Here is a 26,408-nt window from a genome sequence, read left to right on the forward strand (position 1 = left end):
CCCCTTCATTTATCTTCCAAGCAGCTGATGCAGTGCAGCCGCATCTTCCAAAAATTGTTCTTCCGTATCATTCATTACAAATTCCAACAGACCAAAGCGGTCCGCATTCCGGTCAATATGGGCCAAATACTGTTTCCACTCCTGAATGCCTTCTTTAAACGGACGCCGTACCCCGTCCAGCCAGTAGTAGATATGCAGATTTGCCAGACGGCTGCCCAGACAGTCCAAACCGTTCATCCGCTCTTCCATAGAAAGAGCCACTGTGGGCTGCCACAGGCAATACATGTTTTCGTGGTTTGTTTCCCTGAAAAATTCCATTGCGGACTCATTCGTATCCGTCAGCGTGTTTTTATGCCATTCAAGCGCGGCCTTGATCCCGTATTCCGCGGCGATTCCGCAGATCAGGGACATCTCTTCTGCAAGAGCTTTCCGCTCCCCTTTTTCCACCTCTATGGAAGGCTTTTTTCCCGCCCAAAGGCGTATCACCGGCGCATGTAAAGCGGCAGCCGACGATATGGATGCGCGGAATACGGCTTCCGGGTCTTCCTGCTCCCCCAGACGGTAATAAGATCCGTAAGCGGCGACCTGAAGCCCTGCCGCTTTCGTCTGTTCATATAACGCTTTGGCGCCTTTTTCATCCCCTGGCATCACATGCGCATTTTCAGACCATTCCACGGCTTCCAGTTTCGCTTCCCGGCAGAGCTCTATGATCTCACCGGCCGGTTTTTTGCGAAATGTGGCCGACACCATTCCAGGTATTATCATGATTTCCCTCCTACATATCCAGAACTTTCTGCCAGATTTCCTCATCTACAGGAATGCCCAGCTCCATGTTCTCTTCTCTGGTCCTCATCATGTTTTCTCCCGGATAGTAAACCGGACGGTCCGGGTTTACCGGAGCGGAATTCTTTAGATCGTTCAGTGTATCGTCGATATTTTGAAGCAGCTGTTCCCTGTCTCCGAAGGAATCCAGGCTGACTGCGATAAATACCTGGGAAAGTTCCGTTTCCGCCGGAAGCTCGCCCACCATTCGGGATGTCCTTCCGCCGGCCAGAACCGATGCGATTAAGTCCAGAGCCAGCGACAGGCCGGAGCCTTTCCAGTATCCGATCGGAATGCACTGGTGGGTCTCCAGGATTTCGGCAGCATTTTTCGTGATCTCCTGGGCTTTGTTGTAGCCTCCGTCCACCGGAAGCTCTCTGCCGGAGCGGGCATAGCTTTCCAGTTTTCCATAGGAAAACATGGACATGGCCACATCCACCAGCACGGGAGAATCCTTGTGGGGAATTGCGAATACCACCGGGTTATTGCCCAGTTTTGCGTCTCTTCCGCCCCACGGCGGCATGTTGGGCACCGTATTGGTCCAGAGAATGCCGATACAGTTCTCTTCTGCAGCCATCAGGCCGTAATTGCCCGGGCGCATCCAGTGGTTTGTATTGGACAATGCCACACAGCCTATGGCGTTTTGTTTTGCCAGCTCTATGGCGCGTTTCATGCAGGCATGGGCATTTAAATTGCCCGGCCCCTTCTGCCCGTCGTACCGTTCGAAGAAGCCGAAGGATTCCTTTAACACAGGAACTGCGTGAATGTCCACGCATCCCTTGTCAATGCTGTTTATGAATTTCGGAAAGCGGTTCAGGCCGTGGGTGTAAACTCCGTCCCGGCTGGCGTCCGCATAAAGTTTGGCCGATAATGCGGACTGTTTTGGTGTAAATCCCCGTTTTTCCAGCACACGCACAAACTCGGCATACATGGTATCATAGCTTACTCTCATCATTTTTCCTCCTTAACCTTTCACTGCGCCGATCATAACGCCTTTGACAAAGTATTTCTGAATAAACGGATAGATGGTCAGGATCGGCAGCGTGGCAACCACAATCGTGGCAAACTGAATGGTTTCACTGATCAGATAGTCGTCCGCTCCGGCCGTCATGGCGGAAGTATCGTTTTGAAGCAGAATCTCACGGAGAACCAGCTGCAGCGGATATCCCGACTTGTTGCGGATAAACAGCATTGCGTTAAACCAGGAATTCCAGTGAGTTACCGCATAATACAGGCAGATAACCGCGATCGTAGGCTTTACCAGCGGAACCATGATCTTCCACAAGATCGTCCAATGGTTCGCTCCGTCCAGTTTGGCCGATTCCTCTAAGCTGTCCGGCACGGAAACCATGGCCGTTCTCATGATAATCAGGTTATAGGTGCTGATGGCCGACGGGATGATCAGCGACCAGATGGAGTTATTCAGCCCCACGCCTTTTACTACCAGGTAAAATGGGATCATACCGCCGCTGAAATACATGCTGAACACGATTCCCATCATCATGATATTGCTCCACATCACATTTTTTCTGGACAGACAGTACGCCGCTACCAATGTGATGATTACGTTTAAAGTCGTTCCCACCACCACGATGAAAATGGTGTTCATATAACCGGTGATGATATTCCTGTTCTTAGCCACCGCCTTATAAGCGTCCAGGCAGAAATCCAGAGGATATAAAAGCAGTCCTTCATGGCGCACATAAGCGGACGGATTACTGAAGGATGCGGCAAGTACATGTAGCAGGGGGATCAGGATTAAAACGATCAGCGACGCCATAAAAACCACGTTGCACACATCAAATACTTTGCTTGAAAAGCTCGATTTCATCTTTGTTCTTTTTACCACAGCTTGTTTCGCTTTCATGAATGGTGCCTCCTTTACCACAAACCGTTGCCGCTGGCCTTTTTGCTGAGCTTATTGGTAATTGTAACCAGAGCAAAGCTGACCACACAGTTGAAAAGTCCAACCGCAGCACTGTAACTGTACTGGGCGTCAATCAGACCTTTCCGGTATACATAAGTGTTGATAACATCCGCCGTATCATAGATGGACGGGTTATATAAAAGCATGATCTTCTCATATCCCACGTCGAAAATCTTGCCCATCTTCAGGATCAGCATGATGATGATCGTAGGCATCAGGCTGGGAATCGTGATATAGATAACCTGTTTAAATCTTCCCGCCCCGTCCACTTTCGCTGCGTCGTAAAGTTCCTGGTCGATTCCGGCGAGAGCGGATAAGTAAATGATGGAATTCCACCCTATCGTCTGCCATAAATCGGATATGATGTAGATCGGCAGAAAATATGCGCTGTGATTTAACAACGTTTCCTGTTCAATTCCGAACAGCGTATGTAATATTGTTGTAATTCCGCCCGTACTGCTGGTCAGTTTCACAATAATTCCGCAGATAACCACCGTAGAAATGAAATGGGGGATATAAGTTATCGTCTGCGCCCATTTGGCGAACCGCTTGCTCTTCAGCTCATTTAAAAGCAGGGCGAGAATGATAGGCGCGGGGAATGTTAAAAGTGAAAATACGCTGATCCGTATCGTGTTTCTGAGCAGACGGCCGAAATAATAGTTGCCGAAGAAATTTTTAAAATGCTTTAGTCCTACCCAGCTGCTGCCGGCAAAACCTTTCGCCGGTTTGTAATCCATAAATGCGATGGACAGCCCGAACATGGGACCAAATTTGAATATCAGATAATATATAATGATGGGCAGCATCATCAGATATAACATCCAGTTATGCTGGAAGTCCCGAACTACGCGTTCTTTAAATGAAAGCTTCCTTACGTTTAAGGCCATTTCCTGACCTGAGCCTCCCGTTTTTTTCATATCCTACCACCTTTTCCTAAAGAATTTTCAAATCTATTACAGTTCCTTCCTTTGCCGAACGGTACACCGCTTCCAGCAGGCGGACGCTGACAACCGCCTCTTCTCCGTTTACGGGAAACGGATTTCCCGTCTCGATACACCGGTAAAAATCGTCGATCAAAAAGCCATGGCCGCTTCCCCAGTAATCTTTTCCCAAAACAGTTCCCGAAGAATAATCCGTGCTTGTGATCTCTCCGTTTTTCTCTGTGATCACTTCATTGCCCACCATCTTAATGCTTCCGTTTTCGCAGATAATCTCAAGCTCCACCGGCGCATTTTTCACGTAGCAGTTGGACGCATAGAAGAGAATCCTCTTTCCGTCTTCCCCGGTCATCAGAATATCCACCGTATCCTCCACCTCGATGGCCTCTTTCAGCCTTTTTGTGGAGACGCTGGCCTCCACCGTCTTCACCGGTCCGGTCAGCCACTGGAGCAGGTCAAAGGTATGTATCGCCTGGTTAATTAAAACCCCGCCGCCTTCCGTAGCCCATCTGCCTCTCCACGGAGACTGGGTATAGTATTCCGGCTTCCGATTCCAGGTCACCTGGCCCCTGGCTCCCAAGACCTCTCCTAATTCTTTGCTGTCCATGATTTTCTTCATATAGATGGAAGCCTCGTTATAGCGGTTTTGAAAACAGATTCCCAGATTCCTGCCCGCCTTGTCCCTGGCCTCCATCATCCGCTTCGCATCGGTTTCGGAAAGCGCCATGGGTTTTTCACACAACACATGCTTTCCCGCCTCCAATGCGTCCACAGCCATGCCGGCGTGGAGATAATGGGGGGTGCAGATATGAACCACATCGATATCAGGGTTTTTCAGCATTTCCCTGTAATCCGTATAAATCTCAGGAATTCCATACTGGGCGGCCGCCGCCTCTGCCTTTTCCGGCACGATATCGCATACCGCCGCGCACTCCGCATGTTCCACATTATTCAGCGCTTTAAAATGATTTTTAGATATCAGCCCGCAGCCTATGACGGCCGCTTTTAAATTCTTCATGAATCCTGCTCCTCTTTTCTCTTTTTCTCCTCCAGCTCTTTATACTGGGTCGGTGTCAGTCCTTCATATTGTTTGAAAATCCTGAGAAATGTCCGGTGGCTTCCGAAACCGCAGCTGACGGCGATATCCTCCAGGCGGTCGTCCGCCAGCAGCCGTTCTTTCACATGAACCAGACGGATCTTGTGAATGTACTGGGACAGCTTTTCTCCGTCCAGTTCCTTGAACAGCTTAGAAAGATAGGCCGGCGGCACATGAAACTGTTCCGCCATGGATGCCACGCTTAATTCAGCGTCGGAATAATGTTCCTCCACATAGGCTTTGACATCCAAAAGAAGCCTTCCCTTCTGATTTTCCCGTTCTTTTTTATTGATCTCAGTTATCTTCTGGCAGGTGGTCATCACCAGATTCTCCAATTCTTCCTGCATCCGAACTGCGTCGCCCCGGCGGCATGCCTCCATAAGGGCCTTTGAGGATACTGGAATGGAAGTTTCATGGGACGCCTTGCCTGCTGCCCGGATGATGCTGGACGCGATGTTGCTGACTAAAAACTGCATCGCTTCCGGAGTCAGGCAGTTCACCTGATTTTCTTCCAAAAGCTTCTTTATCTCCCTGCAGGCTTCTTCCCCGTCCCCGCTGCTGATGCTGTGCACCAGGCGGTTTTCCACATCAATAGGATATTTGAGCAGGGTGTCCACCGGAAGAAGGTTGATCTCACCATAGCTTATAATGTCTTTGCTCTCTTCTTTTTTCTGATAATCGAATACCGTCCTGGCTTCCCTGTAAGCCTTATGGCTCTCTTCCAGCCCGTAATGCAGCTCGCTTAACGCGGTTTGATAGGAAAGTTTAAAATGTTCCTGTATAAATTCCGATGACATCAGGCATACCCGTTTCACCGCCTCTAAAAACTCTTCATTATCCTTTTCCGGCCAGATTAAAAATACCAGTTCCCACCGGCCTTCCCTAAAGCATACGGATTCCAGTTCCTCGCCTGCGAGATTTTCTTCCGTCACATTCTGGAGGATGAACCAGGACATCTCCTGGGTGTCCACCTGCATCTCTTCCGGTAAAAATTCCACATTTTTCTCCATCCGGTAAACCAGGATACAGCAGGCCCCTTCTCCCACCCGGATTCCATATTGTTTCAGCAGCTCTTCGTCCATCATGGCAGATGCCCCGCTTTCCGTCAGAAGGCGGTGAAATAATTCCCTGCTGATGGCATTTCGCTGTTTATTGATCACACTGTTATTTTCTTTATTTTTAACTACAAGCTTGTGAACCGATTTGCTGATATAATCATAGGCGTCTGTGCTCATCTGAGCATCCGCCCCATCCTGTTGTTCCAGGATGTCCACCATATTCTTTAACGGCCAATAGTGGCGGATGGCCGCATAACCGATGGCAATGGCGCTGACTGCCAAATACAAAAGGATTAAAAGGGCTACCGTATTTCTCAGTTCGGATATCTGCATTACATACGCCTGTTCCTGGGTGATCACCGCATAATCCCAGTTCTCATATTGAGAATGAATATAGGATATGACGGAAGAACCCACTTCAAACCGGGTCTGAAATTCTCCCGGCTGGCTTTCCAGCGCCCGTTCCAGCAGCTTATTGCTCATCTCTTCTTCCATGGGGGAAACCGATACAATTCTTTTGTTTGTCCGGTCTATGATGCACATATTATCCCTGTCCTGGTTCAGCCAGTCCGACGCCTTTAAGATCTTGCCCACATCCATGACCATGATGGCATTGGCGGGAGGCGTCTGCCTGTTGCTGCTGTCCAGCGGCTTTATCAATACGGTAAGGGAATCTCCGTTTTTTGTATCCAGCGAAAATATCTGTGACGTTTTATAATCCTTGCTGATCACTTCAAACCAATCATCATAGCTGAATCCGTATCCGTCAAAAGCGATATCATAAAATTCCCTGCTGTCATTGTAGTAGTTGCCGGATACCAGAAGATCCATATTGGGGAAATAGAGATAGCAGTCATTGGCATTTCCCTCCAGGATCATCTCATTGGCCAGTTCCCTCACCAGTTCGTACAGTTCATATCGTGATTCGTCTTCGTAGGAAGTCTTTTTGCGGAGGCGTTTTACCGTTTTATTGAAATTGGCCTTATTGCAGAATATTCTTAAATTCCGCACATTTCGGTCCATCTGAAGCTGGGTCATTTCCAGCTGTACCGCATTGGTGTATTCCAGATCCTCTCTCAGGGCCTCGGAATACTTCATCGCGCAGAAGGAGATAACCGCAATGGCCAGAGTCGATATTATTACATAGGAAAGGCTCCATTTTGTGAACATCTTATATAGTTTTCTCTTTTTCTTTTCCATCATCTCTATGTCTCCTATATATTAGTCGAAAATGGAACGCCTCCGCATGTTAAGTTATAATATTACCGGCTTTTTGCAATGCTCCTGAAGCTTTTCAAGGAACAGATCCGCATCCGCAGGCAGATCCACCCACTCTCCGCCCAGCCAGGAGGACAGATGGATTGCATTGGATATCTGCAGGCCCTTGATCCCCTCTTCACCGGGTGCGATCGGTTTTGCTCCCTTTAATATGGCATCGCAGAAGTTATTGATAATTCCCGGATGGGACGTATATGTTCCCTTTAAAGGAATTTCGCACTCCCAAACCTCCGGTTTTCCCAGGCCCCCTTTATAGGTGCTGTTAAATTCCGGTTCGGGAACTCTCAGACGGTAAAATTTCAGTTTTCCATTCTCAACTACCAACTTACCATTTTCTCCGTCAATTTCCAAGCGGTTTGTGCCCGGCGCATCTCCGACTGTGGTGATATAACAGCCTGTGGCCCCGTTTTCATATTCCACCAAGGCGGTCAGATCGTCTTCCACATCGATATTTCTGTGCTTTCCATAATAAACGTTAGCTTTCACCCGTTTTGGCATCCCGCACATCCACTGCCACAGATCCAGGTTATGAGGGTTTTGGTTCAGCAGAACGCCTCCGCCTTCTCCGTCCCAGGTGGCGCGCCAGCCGCCCATATCGTAGTAGCTCTGTGAGCGGTACCAGTCCGTGACGATCCAGATCACCCGTTTCATCTCACCCAGCTCTTTGCTGTCTAAAAGTTCCTTCACCTTCTGGTAAAGCGGATTGGTTCTCTGGTTGAAATCCATGCAGTAAACCAGTTCCGGGTGGCGTTTCGCCGTTTCGTCCATGCGCTCGACCTGTTTCGCATACACTCCGGCCGGTTTTTCCACCAGCACGTGAAGGCCGTTTTCCATGGCCTCGATGGCTACGGAAGGATGGTAATAATGGGGAACTGCGATTAAAACGGCGTCACAGCAGCCGGATTTTATCAGTTCATCGCTGCTGTTAAACACCTGAAGTCCTTCGCCGAACGTCTCCCGGGCCAGTTTAAGCCTCTCCGGGTTCGTATCCGCCACAGCCGTCAGATCCACAGCTGGCGTTTTTCCTGCCTTGATGCTCCGCCCATGCTGGCTGCCGATGTTTCCATATCCGATAATGCCGAGTCTGACCTTATTCATTCGTCCGTTCCTCCAATTCCTTTAATAGTTTCAATGCCTGTTCTGCATCCTTTTCTATATCGTCGGTTTTTCCTTCAATGCTGATTCTGCCCGTATATCCGGCATTTTTTAACGCTCTCATAAATGCTTCGTATTCTTCGCCCTCTTCGGAAAGAGGATACCGTCTGCCGTTTCCTGACGCGATGTGGATATGGCCGAAGTTTTTAATCGTCTCTATATCCCCGATGCAGTCGTGATTCGCAGCTACATGGAAATAATCGGAGAGGAGACCCACATTGGGATGGGCCACGTCGGAAGCCAGAATCGCTCCCTCCGCCATGGTGCATATCATATTGGTTTCCTTTCTGCTCAGCGGTTCAATGACCACCCGGATTCCATATTGCGCGGCGATTTCGCCTGTGATCCGGTATACCTTCACCAGTTTCTGATAGGCATCCCCATAGGACAGATGCTCCGGGCAGCGTCTGCATTTTCCGCTTCCGAACACAACCACTTCTCCTCCCAGGCTCTGAATCAGAGCCATGGCCTTGTGGAGATAGTCTTTTAATTCTTCCTCGTCGGTATTTCCATCGATCAATTCCATGGTCTTTGGAAAAAGGATGTTGAACGCTTCACATTTGACTGAGGAATTTTTTAATTTTTCCTTGTATCCGCAAAGCGTTTCCGGTTCCAGCTTCATCGTAGCCGTAACCGATAATTCTATGTAATCATATCCAAGCTTTTCTAACAGCTCCAGGTTTTCAAGCCCTGTGCAGATTCCATATCTCATGCGATTCACTCCTTTTCCTTCAGGCTGACGTCGTCTGATCCCATTGTCACGGTTCTTTTATCCGGCAGCGTTACCGTTATCTGATCCTGGCTTACGAAAGCTTCCACAGCCGCGTCTTCCGGCTTAATAATGGTCAGGAAACGGACCGGCACAGGCCCGCCGGTCTTAACGGCCAGCTGAGGCGCAGGCTTTTTCCAGGCATATCCGTAAGAAAGCCAGCCTCCTATAGGTTCCTCGCTTCCTTCCAGGATTTCGTAGGACACGTCTTTCGTGGCCTTGGAGATCAGCTGGTAGCGTTTTCCTTTCTGTGAAACATAATCAAACAGCCCCTCTTCTCTCTGACTCAGCTGCCCGAATGCAAAGTTAAAATACAGCCTTATATCGTGTTCCTCAAGTCCAAGTCCAGTCACCTGATCGTCGATCACATAAATGTCCCCCGGCAGATGCAGCACTCTTCTTCTGTGGTAGATCGGGTCTTCCCGGTATACGTAGCCGTTATGGGAGATATCGATGATCTGGAAGTCCTCATTTTCCTCAAACCGGTGGCAGTAGGTTCTGACGCCTCTCACCCGGCTCACTCCCGGCACGGTTCCCATCTCATGATCGTCCACATACAGCGTGTTGTGGGCTTTGGCGGATAGGAAATAGTGTCTCCAATCCTTCCAGCAGGAACTGTTATAGATAAACCGCCCGCTGTCTGTCAAAATATCCTCGCCCTTTATATGTAATTCCAGATGTCCGGTGTCGTTATGGGAATGGGTGCTTTTCTCGCCCCGTTCCAGCTGGACGCCGTGAATGTGGAAATAACTGTCGTCTTCATCCCAGCCGGTTCTCATCACATAGATTCCGGCCTCTTTATATGCAAAATTCCTCTGTTCAGGCGCTTTTCCTTCTTTTCTGGCCGTCGCAAGATAGAGATAATCTTCCCTTCCGGTCAGCTCATACATGGTGCGGAAATAAGCGCGCATCTCATTTAAATCCACAGGGTCAAACGTCAGGTTCATTCCTTCGTAAAGAGAGGTATCGCATCTTCTTGTCAGAAGGTCATCTCTGTCTGCATCCCCGATCATCGGTGTGGAAAAGTCCGGTTTTACAAGGCTTAACAGGAAATCCGCCGATTTTTCCAATGTTGGCAGCGCATAGGGGGCAGTTGGAATATTGTTGGCTTTGCATAAGCGCCAGCACTGAAGATAAATTCCCGCCGCAACCATATGATAAATCGGGGTCCGTTCCATATGGATTCCATCGTTGTCAAAGGAATATTTCACTTCATGCATCATTCTGCGGTATCCCATTGACTTCCACTGGGATTTGATCTCAGGAAACATGATGCCGCACTGCATCAAAGTGCCGGATTCCATGGTCAGCCAGTTGCTTGACCGGTTGTGGTTGCTGTAGTGATCCATTAAGAAATCCGCGTGGTCGCAGACCTGGGTTAAAAAGGATACCCAGTCTTCCCGTCCCCAAACTTCGGATCTTCTGAACGCCTCCATACAGGGAAGCCAGGAAGTATAGATTCTCATGGCCGTTTCTATGGTTCTCCATGCATGGCCCGGAAACTTAAATTTAGTTTCAAAGGTTTCGTCTTCCATGAACGGCTTTGCCGGCCAGCTCTTTTCAAATTCTCTCATCTGATGGAGAAATTCTTTTGTGTATTTTTCATCGCCTGTCATCACATAAGCTCTTGCAAGGGGCTGCCAGTAGATGTGCCGGAACAAAGACCAGCTCCATTCGTTATCTCTGGATGTGTCCGCCGTAGGGTTATAGGACCAGTCGATCTCTCCAGGAAACTGATGTCCATAGATCTTATGCTCCATGACTTCCCGGGCGTCCGTAAGGGTTTCCTCATCCTGAAACGCTTTCATGTCTTCCTGTGAAAACAGATACACCGGCGCGGTTCTCGTGCGGAAATGGCGTACCACCGCATCCATACATCCTTCATAATCCTTCTGCTCAAACAGCTTTCCCGCTTCCGAAAGTCCCGGTACCCGGTAATCCAAACGGTTCAGCAGCTCTGTCATTCTATCCATGCTCATTTTTCTTCTTCCCTCTTTTTCATTTTCCTTATATCTAAAATGCTGTATCCGGGAGCGCCTGACCGGCTTCTCCCAGATGCAGCATTTTACTGTTTGCCGGAATGTCAGCGTGTCAGTGCACTAGTTGCTCACATAAAGATCATATGCTTTCTGCATCATAGCTGTCGCATCGTCCAGACCGAAATCTTTTAACTGCTTAATATAATTATCCCACTCGTCTAAGGATGCGGCTCCTGAGATAAACTGTGCTTCCATCTCATCTGATAAAGTTTTAACATTGTTCATGATTTCCGCATACTGTTCTGCGTCTTCGCTTGCAACGCTTGTAGGAGGATAGAAATGCTCGCCCATATCGGTCTTTTTACTCAGTTCCAACGCCTCTTTCTGATTATCCTGCTCATAATACTGTTCGATGTAGCGCGGGTCCTGAACGCAGACGCCTGATGTGGAAGCTCTTGTGTAAGCTGCCAATGCGTTAGCAACCGACAGTCCGTCAGGGTTCTTCATAATCACATCCGTATAAACCGGCTGGCCGTCTTTCATCTCATAAGTAAGACCTTCGATACCGAAGTTACAGCATAAATTGCCCTGTTCGCTGTACATCCAGTCTAACAGCCATGCTGCGGCGTCAACCTCTTTACACTGAGTTGAAATCGCTGCGGATACGCCGGATTTATCATAAATCTGGTTCATCTTGGAGAATTTGGCATTTCTGCCCTTAACAGCGGTTACCGGAACGGTACAGCGGATATCGTCCTGGGTAATTTCCGGGTCCGCCTCGTTCATAATCTGTGTATACTGTCCTAAGCCCTGTCCGAACGGCGCATAAACTGCGGCGCTCTTGCCTGTGGTAAAATACGTCTGGTTAGAAGCTTTATCCGCCACCAGATAATCGCGGTCAATCAAACCGTCTTTATACCATTCATTCATCTTAGCGATAAATTCTTTTCTGCTGTCTTCGGTCAAACCGTTCTTTACAACGCCGTCTTCCACATAAAATGAGTTCTCATTGTCAACCCAGTTGTCAAATCCCGGACACCATACCGGTTTCATCCACTCTTTTCTGGTGGTAAAAGGCACTTCGAATCCATAATCTTTAAACGCTCTTAAAACCGTATCCCATTCGTCGATGGTTTCCGGCAGTTCCAGTCCAAGTTCATCCAAAACGTCTTTTCTGACAATGATACCGGCGCTGAACTGTGTTGCGTTGGGCTGCTCCAAACCTCTCAGGAATGGGAAACAATAATAGCTGCCGTCCGATGTTTTCACCATCTTGTCAACATCCGGATGCTCATCCATCAGCTTTTTAAAGTTAGGCGCTTTGCTTTCCATCACATCGTCCAGATTGATGATAATGCCGTCGCTGATCGCTGCTCCAGGGCCGCCTGCATATGCGGTCCATTTATGCTCGATGATATCAGGATACTCGCCGCTTGCCACCATAATGGAAAATTCCTCGTCCTCTGAACCGACGGTAGGATGAATGAATTCCACCTCGATACCGGTCTGTTCCTTAACGTACTGAGCCCATGGAGTTTCACTCAGGTTTGGATATGTAGCGGAAACATTGGCATTTAATTTGGTCCACCAGGTGAGCTTCACCCCATCATAGGGTTTGTCTGAAGATGCCGCCTGAGAAGTCTCTCCTCCCGCGGTTTCTGCCGTTGAACCGGCCGGCGCCGCCGCCTCTTTTGCTGTCGTTTCCGGCGCAGAAGATGACGATCCGCCGCAGCCTGTTAATGACATGGCCGCCATGGACGCCGCTGCTGCCACGGCTGTGATTCGTTTCATTGTTGTAAATCTCTTCCTCATAATGTGTACCTCTCCTTTTCTTTATTTACCAGCCGGCTCCTGCCTGTGAAGGCATTTTCCGGTCATAATAACATGCTAAAAATATCTCTTTCAGGTTTCTGATCCGGCAGAACCGGTCTCCGTTTTCCTCAACATGTTCCAATTGATCTTCCCGTATCTGGTGAACCGGCATCTTAGCCAAAGCGTTCACCGCTTCCAAATGGGGAATTGCGCATTGAACGGTACAAACCGGATTGCCTCCATGCAGCACACATTCAATGGTATCATATAATTTCTGAAGCCGTTCGCCTTTTGGAACCTCCCCGTAAAAGCGCCTGCTTCCGTCGTTCATCTCCGCCACATAATCCATTATCGGACCATTTCCATAATCTTTTCCATAATAAATGGTTCCGTTTTCAAACTTGTACTCGGCCATAGGCCCTAATTTCTTCTCTTTCAGGTCATGGGTCGTATAGTAATAGATGGGAACCTGATTCTCCGTCCACGCGCAAACCGCCGCGGTGTCAAAATTCTCCACTTCTTTGTTCGCCCGGTACAATTCGGCCTCCACCTTTGACAGCCCGGCCGCCTGATCCATGGTGCCTCCTAAAAGGAAGGTCATGTTCTGGAACTGATGGGCGCAGGCGTTGTTAAACGGGCTGTCGTTAACCGCACACCCGTGGACCTCGATCCTTCCGGCCCAATTATTTCTATGGTAATAAGCTTCTCCGCGGCTCATGGCGTGAAGGGCTTTCATGTAAACCGGCCGGCCAAACTTTCCTTCTATAATATCCTGCTTTACCGCCAAAACATCTTTTGAATAATTCAGCTGATACCCCACCGAGATAAAGCGGCCGTGTTCCTGCGCCAGCCGGATCAATTCCTCCGCACCTTTTACGGTTGTGCACACAGGCTTTTCCGTCAGCACATGGGAACCGTTTTTTAAACACGTCTCTATCTGACGGTAATGAAGATGGATCGGCGTGGACACAATCGCCAGATCCGCCCGGTGTTCTTTATAGAACGCTTCCGGTGTTTGATAGATCGGAATGTTTTGTTCAGCAATAACCGGATATGTCTTTTCTGCATCCGGCATCACTTCACAAATGCCTTCGATTACGGCTGAAGTGACATCTTTTTCTGTCAGTTCTTTAATATAATTGCTGCCATAACCTCCGATTCCAATTAACAGAACCTTTACTTGTTTCATACCCTGCTCCTTAAATCACTGGTTATTATTGGTTTTTTCTCGTTTCGTCTGAATTTACCTTAACATCTTGGAAATCGGTTGTAAATTGACAGTATTTTTTTCAAGTGTCAATTTCTGCCGAGGGGGTTTTCTGCTTTACGTTCATTTATTTTTTGTCACATGGGGGATTATCCGATAGTTTTTGTCACTTGGACTAAGTAATTGTCACTTGTATGCCAAATAATGTTTGTGCAAAGAAAAAAAGCCGCGGGCAGCCGTGGCTTTCAAATTACAAAAAATGGTTCCCAAAATCATATTTGCGAACCATTTTTTTTACATAGAGGGTGAAGGCATTTTCAAAAATGCCTTCACGTTTTACTTTAATCTTCAAGGCATTTCTAAAAATGCCTTCACCCTTTACTTTAAAATCTATAACTTCATCTCACTCCGTCAACCGCAGGTATTAACTACCGCCTAACATAGAGAGTTTGTCACTCAATTCTCACCGTCACATTTTCAACATGAACAGATACAACAACATCTTCCTCAGCAGGATTCTGTACAGAAACGCCCACCTTGAACCATGCGCCCTTTTCTGCCTCCATTTCAATCGGCATACCAGGTGTCAAATAGATCGGTTCATAAGAGTTTTCATCCTCCCCATCTGTCTTTTTTAAGACAACTTCCGTATCCCCAAGCCCTTCTCCTGAAGAGATGGTTATCTTTCCTTTCGTTGGGGAGATTTCTTCGTCTGAGTAAACGAATTCATCCTGACTGCCGGCGGGTATCACTATTTTGATGTCAAAATCCTTATTCGAACCACAGCCGGCTATCGCGGCGATGCACGCCAATATTAAGAATACTTTTGCTAATTTTCGCATCATATTATGCCCTGCCTCCAAATTCCGCTTTGCAAAGGACGCATTCTCTGTCCTAAGAGAGCAAATACAAAATAACTTTCTTTTATTCTAATATCTGACTGTGCATATGTCAATTAACGCATTTCCGCTTGTCTCTTTCTATTGCCGCGCATAAACTCCCGGGTTTTATTCTTTATTTCTCTTTATTTATTTTCTTCCATGTATTCCCGGTAGTATTTTAAGTAGATATCCGTATCCCGCACTACACAGCCGGTAGCTTTTCCGGCGCGGATCAGGTCCCCACATTTGCCGCAGGCCACACATGTTTTCTTAGGATCGATTCTTCCCGTTTCAAAAATCTGTTTCGGGAATTCAGGATCAGCAAAGGACATGCGTCCAAACAGCAGATGGTCACATAAACCTTCTTCAATGGCTCCTGCTGCGAACAGATCGGAATACTGGCGCAGATAGGATGGGCCGGAGGCTGAGATCACCATACCGGGAACTGCTTTTTTCACTTGGCCGATTCCATTGATCATACGGGCTACACCGAACAGGGGATGCTCATCCGGAATGTATTTGCCAATGTCATACGGACGGGTTACATGAGTGGTAGCGTAAGGATTTCCCATGGTTAAGTTGACCATTGGAATCTTATAATCTTCGTACAGGGAGCGGATTAACCGGATCGGCTCCTGAAGATCAGGATTGATTCCGTTTCCTTCGCTGACGCCAAATCCATATGGATATGCATAACCGTCAAATATGCCGATTCTGGCAGTTACTAAAAATGATTCATCCTCATGGGCTTTTGCCGCTGCGATGCCATTTCTCAACAAACGGGTGCGGTTTTCAAAGCTTCCGCCGTATTCGCCCGGACGGTTATATGCGGAATTCAGTTCGGCCAGCAGATAGCCGTGGCATGATTTGATATCCACCGCATCAAAACCTGCTTCTTTGGCCAGCAGGGATGCTTCCCCGAATTTTTCCTCCAAAGATTTGAGATAATCATCGGTAACAATGCAGCTGTCGTCCGCTTTGCGGAGCTTTTCATTATAGGGGTGACGGTATGCAATTAACGGAGCCGGCTTTCCATCCGGATTGGAATAGCGGCCGCTGTGATTTGCCTGCATTACCAGATAAGGTGCAAAACCATTTGCTTTTCTTCCGGCCTCTTTAACCGCTTCGGTGAATTTCTTATAATCCTCCAGATTGTCTCTTGTCAGCATCAGCTGATGCGCGCTGGATCTTCCTTCCGGAACGATGGAAATGGCTTCGAACCAGATCAGGCCGCTTCCGCCAACCGCTTCCCGCACGTACCGACGGAGCGTCAGATCGGACGGAGAACCGTTAGGCAGTCCGTCCGCCCCTTCCATAGGAGCGATTCCCAAACGGTTTTGTAAAGTCACGGAACCAAAGGTGAGTTTTTCCTTTAACACAGAGGTGTCCTCTGCAAATGGAAGGTGAACCCCCAGTTCATCCGCTTTTGTACGGATGTCTTCTAAGCTTTTGTAATTAAATTTTTCATGTGACATAATAAATTCCTCCATGTTCTTTTCTTTTGGTTATCATTTGCAGTATCATTCCGGCCTTTTGCGGTTTGGCAACCGTCCGGCCTTCCGATGCCTTTGCCGGGTTACTGTTCACGGCTCCTTGGGCCTCTGCCGTCTGGTCTGGCTCCGCGCAGTATATACGGCCTTTCCTGTGACTTTGCAGGGCATTAGCAATTCTTAATGCGCAGAATTTTTCGTTCAAGGGAAATGTCCACCTGTTTGAGCGGAGCGAGTTTGGGCATTTCCCTTGGTTTTTAGAAAAATTCTGCACGTTTAGAAGTGCTTATGCCCGAAACCGGAACAGGAAAGGCCGTATATACTGCGCGAAGCCAGACCAGACGGCAGAGGCCCAAGGAGCCGTGAACAGTAACTTTGCCGGCTCCGGCTGTTTCCATGGCCTTTGTTTGAGTTTGACGTTTGGCTGTTTTGTAGACTATAATGATACTAATTGCTGCATCTTGTGATAGAAATTTTGTGTTAGAAAGGCGGGCAAAGCCATGATCTATACCCATGTTCCCGATATCAGCTGCTTTTATTCCGACGTTATTGACGATGAATTGTTCCTCCCTACCGCACATTTTGAATATGAAATGATCCTGATTACCGGCGGAAGGTCGCAGGCTGTGGTCAATCACAAAACTTATATGCTGACGGAAAAATCGCTGATCTTTATCAGCCGCCTGGAACGCCATAACTTTATTATCGAAGCGGAACCGTACTGCCGCTACGTGGTCACCTTGTCCAGCGATCTGGTTCTGTCATACACCAAGGATGCGGAGCTGATTTCCATCTTCATCCAGCGTCCAAGGGAATTCTGCCATGTGATGACGTTAAGCGATGAAACCTATCAGGCTGTTCTGCCTCTTTTTGCCCAAATGGCCGGCGAATACACCCGGAAACTGATGTTTTATGAAACCCGCAGCGCCGCCGGCTTCATCTCCATACTCATTGAACTGTACCGCAGCAACCCGGAATATTTTCCCATGAGAGGCCACAGCACCATGTCGGACGCGGTACTGAATGCCCAGCGGTATGTAAATGAACATTTTAACCGCAAACTGACTTTGACCGAGATCGCCGATCAGAATTTTATCAGCCGCCATGCATTGTCCCTGGCTTTTAAGGATATTGTGGGGACTACGTTTAAGGAATATCTTTTGCTCTTTCGTATTACGGAAGCAAAAAAGCTGCTGATAACCACGGATTTTTCCGTATCGCAAATCGCTGAAGCGGTTGGTTATGTCAATGTGAATAATTTCGTAAAAATATTCAAAGACCGGGAAGGAACTACACCGCTTCAGTACCGGAAACAATTTGTTGATTCCAGGTTATAATTATAGTAACACGTACAAAAGACCTGCGAAATAATTTAGAGTAAGCAAAAATATGCTTTTTGTTACCTAATATTATAAATCTTTATTTAGTGGACTAAGGTACGCCGGAAAGAAGGGGAAGCCCAGGCGGGCGGCGGAAGTAATCGGCGAAATGGGATTCGGGATTCGCCCCTAAGAAGTACTAAGACCCGCAAGGACAAAAAGAGACAGGACCGCGCCCATTCGCAGTGAACTCTTGATGACTTCACTGCTCAAGGGGCGCTTAGAACCTGATTCGGAATTCAGTTTCTACCTGTCTCTTTTTGTCCTTGCGGATCTAAGTACTTCTAAGGGGTTCCATACGATCCCATTTCGCCGATTACTTCCGCCGCCCGCCTGGGCTTCCCCTTCTTTCCGGCTGTTGCTTGGCTAGCTGAGGAAAAAAAGATTTGGTGGATGGGAGAGTAAGTTTTTACATCAACCATGAAGTCTTTTTCAGAAATGCCTTCATGATTTAATGTAAAGGGTGAGGTCTTTTTGTGAAATGCCTTCACGATCTATGTAAATTTGGCTTTACGTAAATACCGATGTACACTATTGTTTTTAACCAAGCCAGCGAAAACCAGCCCGGAATCGGGATTCGGAGCCGGGAGACGAAGGTCGGAGGGGCCGTCCGGGCCGGGGAAGGAAGATGCAGACAGATCGGATCGTATGGAACCCCTTTAGAACATCTTAGGCCCGTAAGGGCAGAACGAGGCAGGTAGAAACTGATTTCCGTGTCAGTTTCTAAGGCGCCCTTGAGCAGTGAAGTCATAAAGAGTTCACTGCGAATGGCGCCGGCCTGCCTTGTTCTGTCCTTACGGGCCTTAGTTGTTCTTAGGGGCGAATCCCGAATCCGATCTGGCTGCATCTTCCTTCTCCGGCCCGGACGGCCCCTCCGACCTTCGTCTCCCGGCTCCGAATCCCGATTCCGGGCGTACCTTTCCGCCAAATCTGTTAAATAACAATTTTAGTGTGGGAGACACTTAGTTAAGTCTGTCTCTACCATATAGATATTTAGGTTTCCTTCTTTATCTGAAGAGTAAACTATATGTTTTCCATCCGGCGTAAACACCGGATGCACATGAGCTGACTTCTTTCCGGAGCTGTCATGTGCGCACAGAAGCGACACCTCCGCCCTATGCTCTTCCTTATTATATTCAATCAGCGACACATATCTCTCGCTGTCCTTCATATCCGCTGAAATCATAGCCCGGTCCCCCACGCCCAGCGTTTCCGCCGAGTTAACGCTTACATGTCCCGGTCTCAGATATGGATAATAGAACCGTTCCTGATTTTTACCGTCGAAGTCCACGAATATATCCGCAAACATGAAAAACGGCATATCCGGCTTATACCGGTACGAATACTGAGCACCGATCCGTCCTTTCGGAGTGAAAAATTCATGCACCACGCCTTCCAGATTATGCTGCTGCACGATCAACGGCTCCACCTCGTCGGTGCTGACCCTGGCCGTCCACATTCTCTGAACCAGATGCCACGGGCCGTCATGGCAGAATAAGACGCAGTCTCCGTCATCCGGCTTCAAACTGGTATGTGTGATCCGGTGATGGCCGCCAAATACCACTTCAGCGGTATCCAGCTTGGTATCATAGCGGATCACCAGGCTGCTTGGCTCCTTAAAGAACCGTTCTCTGGCTCCGGGAGCCGCCTCTGCCAGCGGATTGGCGAATTTTGAGGTTAAAAGAGTTACCTCTTCCACCAGCGAAAATGCCAGATACCGGCAGTCATTGGTCATGGACAGGCTGTGGAAATTATAGGAATAGGGAATCCACATCAGCTCTTTGGATTCCAGCGTCTCCAAATCCACTTCCTTTAACAGCTCATTGCTGTAATAATAAGCTTTCTTTCCATCGGGAGCCATCATGGCGTGGGCTCCATGGCCCATCTTGATTGCCTCCCCCTGAGTCACCTGCAAAGCGGTGCCCGTTTCCAGTTCCAGAGTGTATAGTTCTCCGAAGCCCAGCTTTCCGATGGCGGGCGCATCCGGGTTTTTAACCACCGACGTGCCCGTAAAATCCGAAACAAATAATGTATATTTCCCGTCTCTGCTAAACTGCGGGGTGGTAAAATACGGCCGGTCATAAATTCCCTTATTGTCGGTCAGCCGCACGACTTCCACGCCCGTGACAGGATCTTTTTCAGAACTCATTTGAAAATGGTACTGTTGTCCTTTCATATAGCCCTCTGCTTTCCAAAACGAACCATTCTTAATTATTCAGTACGATCAGCGGTTTACCACGTTAACCGGGGTTCCGTTTAAATACTGAACCAGATTATCCACCGCAAAATTCATCAGCCGCTGGCGGCTCTCCTTGGACGCCCAGGAAATATGAGGGGTGATAATGCAGTTTGGCGCGCCTAACAGCGGATTGTCCGTTTTAATCGGCTCTGTGGAAACCACATCCAGTCCTGCTGCCGCAACCTTTCCGCTCTTTAACGCCTCGGCCAGGTCTTCTTCCACGATCAACGGACCTCTGGAGTTATTTAAGATGATCACTCCGTCCTTCATCTTTGCAATGTTGTCCTTATTGATAATTCCCTGTGTTTCCGGGAACAGCGGGCAGTGAAGGCTGATTACATCCGCTGTCTGAAGAAGTTCCTCCAGCTCCGCATAACGGCAGGTATCCGATTCCAGCTCCGGATTCTTATATGCGTCATAAGCCAGCACCTTCATTCCAAGAGCCTGGGCGATTCTGCCCGTACACTGGCCGATTCTTCCAAATCCAATGATTCCCATGGTCTTTCCGGCCAATTCAATCAGAGGATAATCCCAGAAGCACCAGTCTGGATTGCTGGACCATCTGCCTTCCAGAACCGCCTGGCTGTGATGTCCGATATGATGACAGATTTCAAGCAGCAAAGCGATGGCGAACTGTCCTACCGCGTCGGTTCCATAGGAAGGGATGTTGCAGACCGTGATTCCCTTTTCTTTGGCTGCTTCCGTATCCACCACGTTGTATCCCGTAGCCAGCACGCCGATGAAGCGCAAAGCCGGACATGCGTCTAAGACTTCCCGGGTCACAGGCACTTTATTCACGTATATGGCTTCCGCGTCTCCTATGTGGCTGACAACCGAATCCGTGTCATAGGGGATTCTGTCATATACAATCAGATCGCCCAGCCGTTCCAAACCTTCCCAGCTCAAATCACCGGGATTTTCCGTATAACCGTCTAAAACTACTATTTTCATATTCCCTCCAAAATCACTGTTTCAGTTCATCCGCTATTTTATTAATCAGCTCTGCAGACGGCGCTTTCTGGTCTATGGCCGATACCTTTGTGATCAGGCGGTACAGGTCCACATCCTTCTCCCTTGCAGCGTCTTCAAATAATTTGGCAAAGCTGGAATGGCAGCCGGACAGGCCGTATACAAGGTCAATCGGTTTTACCGGAGCCTGATAGCCGTATTCCGCCATGGCCGGAGCCAGTTCATCATCAATAAAATGAAGCAGGGCATATAAGTCTACATCTTCCATTTTACCTAATCTCTGGAATGTTGCAACCGCTATTTCAGTAGCGCAGTTTCCGGCACTTCTGGCCATTCCCATCAGGCCGCAGTCGAATACGCTTGCGCCCGCCTCTTCAGCAGCCAAAGCGTTGGCGGCAGAAAGTCCCAGGTTGTTATGTCCGTGAAATGCAACCGGAATCTGTACGCGTTTTACCATTTCCGATACATAGTCGTATACCTGATGAGGCATCATGGTTCCTGCAGAGTCCATAATTGTGATCTCATCTAAGCCGCAGGATTCCAACATAGCGGCTTCTTCCGCCAGATCTTTGGCGGATAAGATATAACCCTTCATCATGGAATAGCGGCATTTCATACCGTATTTTTTTACAAGGCGGATGCCGTCGCAGGCCATCTTTCCGTCTCCTGCATTGGCGCCGATTCTCAGGAAGTGAAGGTTGTAGCGGGCGCCCAGCTCGATATATTTTTCAATAGCATTTTTAACGCCCATGAACATGCCGATCTCCGCCTGGGACAGGTAAGGCTGCACCAGTTCCAGATATTCGATATCATTAAGCGGGGAAATGCAGTTGTTGGCCTCGTAAGCGCCAAGACCCAGGCAGTTTCCCATCTCAATCAGCTTAATATTGCTTTTAATGAGCCCTTCGATCATCATGGTCGTCAGTCTCGCGTCAAATCCTTTTCCTATTACATTTGCGCCGTCACGCAGCGTACAATCCATCAGTCTCATGGTTAATACCTTTCCTTTTCATTTATTTTTGTAACTGCTCAGAAGGGGCATATTCCCGCCCTATGAACAGTTACAGTTTTTTCTGATTTTCTTCCAGCCATTTATGTATATAAGTATAGTTTTTATCCCCTGCTCCCTGATTGGACGCCGCCCGGTACAGCTGATATACCAGGTTGGACACAGGAGTAAAACCGCTGATTTCTTTTGCAGTGTCAATGAACAGCCCCACATCCTTTTTCATGAGATCCAGCCGGAATCCCGGGGTGTGATTGCCTGTCATCATATATTTCGGTACATTTTTTTCAAATACAAAGCTTCCGCCGCTGCTCTGGTTCACGACTTCGCTCAGGACTTTATCGTCCACGCCCAAATCCCTGGCTATGCAGAGCACCTCCGCCGCAATCGCCGTGTTGGCCGCATTCAGCATCTGGTTCAGCATCTTAATGTTGGATGCGCTTCCCACGCCTCCCGTATGAATAATCTTTTTGCCCATGGCGTTGAAGATATCCCTATTTTCCTCAAATTGTTCATCCGTACATCCCACCATGATGGTCAGGGTGCCCGCTTCCGCGCCTGCCACGCCGCCGCTGACCGGAGCGTCGATAAACTGCACGTCTTTTTCCGTCTGCTCGATATACTGGGCGATGGCCTGTTTTGTGGTGCCTTTTGCAGAGGTCATGTCGATGCAGATCAGGCCCGGCTTGGCATTTAAAAGAATTCCGTCCTCCTTATACAGGCAGAGGATTTCCTGATCCGCCGGAACGATGGTGATCACCACGTCGCAAATCTCCGCCATGGTCTGAAAACTTCCGATAGAACCGCCTCCGGCCGCAATGATCTTCTGCTGGCTCTCCGAACTGCTGGAACATACCAGAACCTCAAAACCGCTTTTGCACAAATTAAGTGCCATTGGAAGGCCCATGTTGCCAAGGCCGATAAAACCTATTTTTTTACCCATGTCCCCTCTCCTTTCCGTTTATCAGATCGTGAAATCCACCTGATATTGATCTGCAAGCGCTTTTAATTCTCCGTATACGCTGTCAGACAGGTTAATTCCGTTTGCTTTTCTCTCCGCCCGTTTCCGGATCTCAATTTCTCCCGGCATGAAGATCTCTTCCACTCCCGGGTTCTTAGGCAGCGCTTTCATCTCCTGAACCATCTGATCCAGACTTGTCTTAAAACGCTCTAAGCCCACAAATTTATCCACATTAACCGCGCAGAAGAAATGTCCCACGTTCTGAGGATGTTCGAAATCATTCCAGAAATGATTAATATGAGGTCCTACTTCAGCTCCGCTAAGAATGCCGCAGAAGATTTCCATAAAGATGGCCAGTCCTGAGCCCTTTGCCCCGCCGATCGGAAGCAGAGTGCCGTTTTGCCCCTCCACAGGATCTGTGGTAGGTTTGCCGTCCTTAGTTACCACCCAGCCTTCCGGAATTGACTTGCCAAGCTTTGCAGCCAGTATGATCTTTCCCATGGCAACCACGCTGGGAGCCATGTCCAAAATAATCGGATTTCCCGAGGTAGGAGCGCCAAATGCGATGGGGTTGGTTCCCATATATTTCTGGGGGCTTCCCCATGGCGCCAGGTTTGGCGGCGCATTGGTTCCGGTAATGCCGATCATTCCAGCTTCCGCTGCCATTCTGGCATAATAAGCGGCCATTCCGTAGTGATTGGAGTTGCTGGCAGCCGCAAAACAGCAGCCGCTCTCTTTGGCTTTTTCAATACAGCGTTCCATGGCGTATTTGCCAACTACCATGCCCATGGCATTGCCGCCGTGTACATAAAGACTGCCTGCGCATTCATTTTCCACTTTACACCGGCCCCGGCTGTCCACCACTCCGGTTCTCAAACGTTTCATATAATTGGTCATACGGCTTACGCCGTGAGATTCCACGCCGCACAGATCCGCATCCACCAGGTTATCCGCGCAGACCAATGCATCTTCTTCCGATACATGTTCTGCCATCATAAGCTTTTGGCACAGGCTTCTCAGTTCTGTCCAATTTACATTATGTTCTACCATCATCCGCACCTTTTTCTTTCTTCATTAATTTCTATTACTCCGGCATTGCTGCAGGGCGGCTTTGGAGAAACTCCTTCGGTCCGCTCTGCATTCTGCCAATAAAACGTTAATTTTTATTTGTTGTAAAACTTGTCATAGCATTCCTGATAATATGCCGCCCATTTGTCCAGCATTTCCTGGGCTGTCATCTCGCCTGTCATGATGTACTGGCTGTCCGTATCCATCTCGCCGTAGATATCGTCATGTCCCGGAAGCCATGAATACTGGTTGTAGAACAATGTATTGTCATCCAGAAGCAGGTCTGCTGAAGATTCATACCAAGGCTGATCGTCGATCCATTTTGCATTTTCAAGCACATCCTGGTCTACCGGAACTACGCCCCACTGCTGGCAGTACTCGCTGACAGGTTCGCCGGTTGTCATATAAGTGATAAAATCAAATGCTTCGTCAGGATTCTTACAGGTTGAAGAGATTGTCATTCCGCCCGGCTGAATCATCAGGTTTACAGAAGTTCCTTTGTCATTTAAAGGCATACCGATGGCTTCAAATTTAGTCTGGTCTCCGCCAAATGCTTCCATATGGTTGGATGCTGATCCCAGGTTGTGAATAATCATGCCGGCTGCGCCTGAGTCAAATGCTGCCGCCAATTCTGTCCAGCCGTAGTTCAAATCGCCTTCTGCCGTGCATTTTCCATAAAGTCCAAGGTAACGCTCTACAAATTCCACGTTTTTCGGATCATTGATCGTACATTTTCCGTTTTCATCAAATACGGATAAGATTCCACTGTAAGCGTACATCATACGCTCCAGGAACTTCGCGCCGCCTTTTCCTCCGCGGATTGAAAGTCCATAACGTCCCTGATCCTTATCGGTCATGTTCTCAACTGCCTGGAATAAATTGTCCCATGTGTCAACCGTGGAGTTAGTCTCTTTCAGCCAGTCACTTCTCACCCATAAAACGGTGAAGGAAATGCCGTTCGGTATATAGTACAGCTGATTGTTGCCGGTTACATCATACTGGCGGACAGTCTCGATGGCCGCCGGAAGAAGCAGATCCTTTTTATCCCAATTATCAAAATATGTATCTAAAGGAATTACGTACTCGCCGTTGATATGGCTTGTGATATCAGGCCCTGACGAAAGGAAGATATCTGGTCCCTGTCCAGCTTCATAGGCGGTCATGATCTTGTCATCCGCAGAATCGGGAAGCGGCGTCACTTCGATCTTTACATTGGGATGTTCGCCCATATAGTTTTCAACCATCGTCTCCACATACTTTGTTCTCTCAGGCGTAACGAAATCCGCCCAAAGCGTTAAGGTGACATTCTCGCCTGACGCGGCTTTTGCCGTCTCCCCCTGAGCCGCCGCCTGAGTTGTCTCCGCCTTGCTTCCATCTGCCGCCGCTTTCGTTGTTTCGGCCGGTTTGCTTCCTCCGCCGCATCCTGTTAAGAGCATACTTCCTGCCAGCACCAGTGCCATTGTCTTCGCTAATTTTCTCATAACTAAACCTCTCCTTTTCTTTATTCTTTCATTTTTATAAGGCATATCGTTACCCCTTGACTGCCCCTGCATTCATGCCGCTGACCAGGTTCTTCTGAACATATGCGAACAGAAGGATCGGAGGAATGAGTGCTATGATACATCCGGCCGCAAGAGCCGAATAATCAGTGCTGTATTCACCAACCAGATATTTTAATCCTACGGAAATCGGGAATTTCTTCGCGTCCGTAAGAAGTGTATAGGACAACAGGTATTCATTCCAGCATGTGATAAATGCATATGCGATAACCGTTGTAAATCCGGGCCGCACTGCCGGAAGGATGACCTTAAATATAATCTGCGCCCGGTTGCAGCCGTCGATGGCCGCCGCCTCGTCAATCTCCTTTGGAATGCCTCCGATAAAGCTCTTCATCATCAGGCTGTTATACGGAAGGCCTGCTGCGATGTGAAGCAGACAGATACCAAACAGGGAGTTTGTCAGTTTTAACTTAACCATCATTAAAAAGATGGAGGACATATTGAAGATAAGAGGAATCATTTGCGTCATCAGAAGGATTACCATAAATACCTGTTTTCCTTTAAAATTAAATCTGCTCAGCGCATAACCGTTAAACAATGCCAGAAAACCGATAACGAACACGGAACCAAATGATGTGATCAGGGAGTTTACAAAAAACTTATTTAACTTATTGCTTGTCCACACATAAATGTAGTTAACGATGGTAGCCGGCCGCGGTATAATCTGAAACTCTCCTCTGATTACGCTGGCCCCTTCCCTGAATGACAGGGACAACGCCCACATGAGCGGTATTCCTATAAAGATCAGAAATGCAATCATAGGCAGATATAAGGTAAGAACGCGCATTACTTTCTTTTTCGTCTTTGGATTCATG

The 26,408-nt window shown here is 48.2% G+C and carries 23 protein-coding genes; 1 reads left to right on the plus strand and 22 read right to left on the minus strand.

The features are described from left to right. Positions 1 to 9: 9 nt before the first annotated feature. From C0033_RS09625 to C0033_RS27010, 14 genes are all read right to left on the minus strand, one after another. On the minus strand, positions 10 to 765 hold the full coding sequence (locus C0033_RS09625; protein ID WP_180994658.1) for a TIM barrel protein: 756 nt from the start codon (positions 763 to 765) through the stop codon (positions 10 to 12). Positions 766 to 775: 10 nt separating this feature from the next. Beyond that, a complete protein-coding gene (yiaK, locus tag C0033_RS09630) occupies positions 776 to 1,774 on the minus strand; it encodes a 3-dehydro-L-gulonate 2-dehydrogenase (RefSeq protein WP_103227646.1) in 999 nt (332 codons plus the stop codon). A 12-nt stretch (positions 1,775 to 1,786) separates the two neighbouring features. Continuing rightward, positions 1,787 to 2,689, minus strand: a complete 903-nt coding sequence (locus C0033_RS09635) for a carbohydrate ABC transporter permease (protein ID WP_103227647.1) — start codon at positions 2,687 to 2,689, stop codon at positions 1,787 to 1,789. 14 nt (positions 2,690 to 2,703) lie between these two features. After that, positions 2,704 to 3,666, minus strand: coding sequence for an ABC transporter permease subunit (locus tag C0033_RS09640; protein ID WP_103227648.1), 963 nt, complete (start codon positions 3,664 to 3,666; stop codon positions 2,704 to 2,706). 16 nt (positions 3,667 to 3,682) lie between these two features. Next, complete coding sequence (locus C0033_RS09645; protein ID WP_103227649.1) at positions 3,683 to 4,705, minus strand: Gfo/Idh/MocA family oxidoreductase; 1,023 nt, start codon at positions 4,703 to 4,705, stop codon at positions 3,683 to 3,685. Further along, positions 4,702 to 7,044, minus strand: a complete 2,343-nt coding sequence (locus C0033_RS09650) for an AraC family transcriptional regulator (protein WP_103227650.1) — start codon at positions 7,042 to 7,044, stop codon at positions 4,702 to 4,704. Before C0033_RS09650 ends, C0033_RS09645 begins: the two co-directional genes overlap by 4 nt. Before the next feature lie 51 nt (positions 7,045 to 7,095). Continuing rightward, positions 7,096 to 8,217 carry a Gfo/Idh/MocA family oxidoreductase gene (locus C0033_RS09655; protein ID WP_103227651.1) on the minus strand — a complete coding sequence of 374 codons (1,122 nt, stop codon included), beginning with the start codon at positions 8,215 to 8,217 and terminating at the stop codon, positions 7,096 to 7,098. Then, positions 8,210 to 8,986, minus strand: a complete 777-nt coding sequence (locus tag C0033_RS09660) for a sugar phosphate isomerase/epimerase family protein (RefSeq protein WP_103227652.1) — start codon at positions 8,984 to 8,986, stop codon at positions 8,210 to 8,212. The genes C0033_RS09655 and C0033_RS09660 overlap by 8 nt, the downstream gene beginning before the upstream one ends. A gap of 5 nt (positions 8,987 to 8,991) precedes the next feature. Then, positions 8,992 to 11,022: an alginate lyase family protein gene (locus C0033_RS09665; protein ID WP_103227653.1), complete on the minus strand. Its 2,031-nt coding sequence runs from the start codon at positions 11,020 to 11,022 to the stop codon at positions 8,992 to 8,994. A gap of 120 nt (positions 11,023 to 11,142) precedes the next feature. Next, on the minus strand, positions 11,143 to 12,834 hold the full coding sequence (locus tag C0033_RS09670; protein ID WP_103227654.1) for an extracellular solute-binding protein: 1,692 nt from the start codon (positions 12,832 to 12,834) through the stop codon (positions 11,143 to 11,145). Between the two features lie 25 nt (positions 12,835 to 12,859). After that, positions 12,860 to 14,023 (minus strand): Gfo/Idh/MocA family oxidoreductase, encoded by a 1,164-nt coding sequence (locus C0033_RS09675; RefSeq protein ID WP_103227655.1) that lies wholly within the window; start codon positions 14,021 to 14,023, stop codon positions 12,860 to 12,862. A 470-nt stretch (positions 14,024 to 14,493) separates the two neighbouring features. Then, positions 14,494 to 14,886: a hypothetical protein gene (locus C0033_RS09680; protein WP_242984462.1), complete on the minus strand. Its 393-nt coding sequence runs from the start codon at positions 14,884 to 14,886 to the stop codon at positions 14,494 to 14,496. A gap of 179 nt (positions 14,887 to 15,065) precedes the next feature. Then, positions 15,066 to 16,397: a flavin oxidoreductase/NADH oxidase gene (locus tag C0033_RS09685; protein ID WP_103227656.1), complete on the minus strand. Its 1,332-nt coding sequence runs from the start codon at positions 16,395 to 16,397 to the stop codon at positions 15,066 to 15,068. Positions 16,398 to 16,669: 272 nt separating this feature from the next. Continuing rightward, entirely contained in the window at positions 16,670 to 16,927 is a 258-nt protein-coding gene (locus C0033_RS27010; protein ID WP_103227658.1) for a hypothetical protein, read from the minus strand. Here C0033_RS27010 and C0033_RS09700 point away from each other — a divergent pair. Continuing rightward, positions 16,913 to 17,749, plus strand: a complete 837-nt coding sequence (locus C0033_RS09700; RefSeq protein WP_103227659.1) for a helix-turn-helix domain-containing protein — start codon at positions 16,913 to 16,915, stop codon at positions 17,747 to 17,749. The two genes, C0033_RS27010 and C0033_RS09700, sit on opposite strands and share 15 nt — an antisense overlap. 845 nt (positions 17,750 to 18,594) lie before the next feature. Here the strand turns inward: C0033_RS09700 and C0033_RS27015 are convergent. The 8 genes from C0033_RS27015 to C0033_RS09740 form a co-directional block, all read right to left on the minus strand. Continuing rightward, the gene (locus C0033_RS27015; protein WP_180994659.1) at positions 18,595 to 18,735 is read right to left on the minus strand and encodes a hypothetical protein; all 141 of its coding nucleotides are present in this window, start codon (positions 18,733 to 18,735) and stop codon (positions 18,595 to 18,597) included. A gap of 2 nt (positions 18,736 to 18,737) precedes the next feature. Continuing rightward, entirely contained in the window at positions 18,738 to 19,967 is a 1,230-nt protein-coding gene (locus tag C0033_RS09710; protein ID WP_103227661.1) for an oligogalacturonate lyase family protein, read from the minus strand. 48 nt (positions 19,968 to 20,015) lie between these two features. Beyond that, positions 20,016 to 20,981, minus strand: a complete 966-nt coding sequence (locus C0033_RS09715) for a D-2-hydroxyacid dehydrogenase (protein ID WP_103227662.1) — start codon at positions 20,979 to 20,981, stop codon at positions 20,016 to 20,018. Positions 20,982 to 20,994: 13 nt separating this feature from the next. Continuing rightward, a complete protein-coding gene (locus C0033_RS09720) occupies positions 20,995 to 21,990 on the minus strand; it encodes a 4-hydroxy-2-oxovalerate aldolase (RefSeq protein WP_103227663.1) in 996 nt (331 codons plus the stop codon). Between the two features lie 70 nt (positions 21,991 to 22,060). Next, positions 22,061 to 22,948, minus strand: coding sequence for an NAD(P)-dependent oxidoreductase (locus C0033_RS09725; protein WP_103227664.1), 888 nt, complete (start codon positions 22,946 to 22,948; stop codon positions 22,061 to 22,063). Positions 22,949 to 22,969: 21 nt separating this feature from the next. After that, positions 22,970 to 24,019: an Ldh family oxidoreductase gene (locus C0033_RS09730; RefSeq protein WP_103227665.1), complete on the minus strand. Its 1,050-nt coding sequence runs from the start codon at positions 24,017 to 24,019 to the stop codon at positions 22,970 to 22,972. Positions 24,020 to 24,129: 110 nt separating this feature from the next. Beyond that, positions 24,130 to 25,515: a sugar ABC transporter substrate-binding protein gene (locus C0033_RS09735; RefSeq protein ID WP_180994660.1), complete on the minus strand. Its 1,386-nt coding sequence runs from the start codon at positions 25,513 to 25,515 to the stop codon at positions 24,130 to 24,132. A 49-nt stretch (positions 25,516 to 25,564) separates the two neighbouring features. Continuing rightward, entirely contained in the window at positions 25,565 to 26,407 is an 843-nt protein-coding gene (locus C0033_RS09740) for a carbohydrate ABC transporter permease (protein WP_103227667.1), read from the minus strand. Position 26,408 lies beyond the last annotated feature (1 nt).

This window comes from Clostridium sp. chh4-2, from assembly GCF_002899675.1.
GTDB lineage: Bacteria > Bacillota > Clostridia > Lachnospirales > Lachnospiraceae > CHH4-2.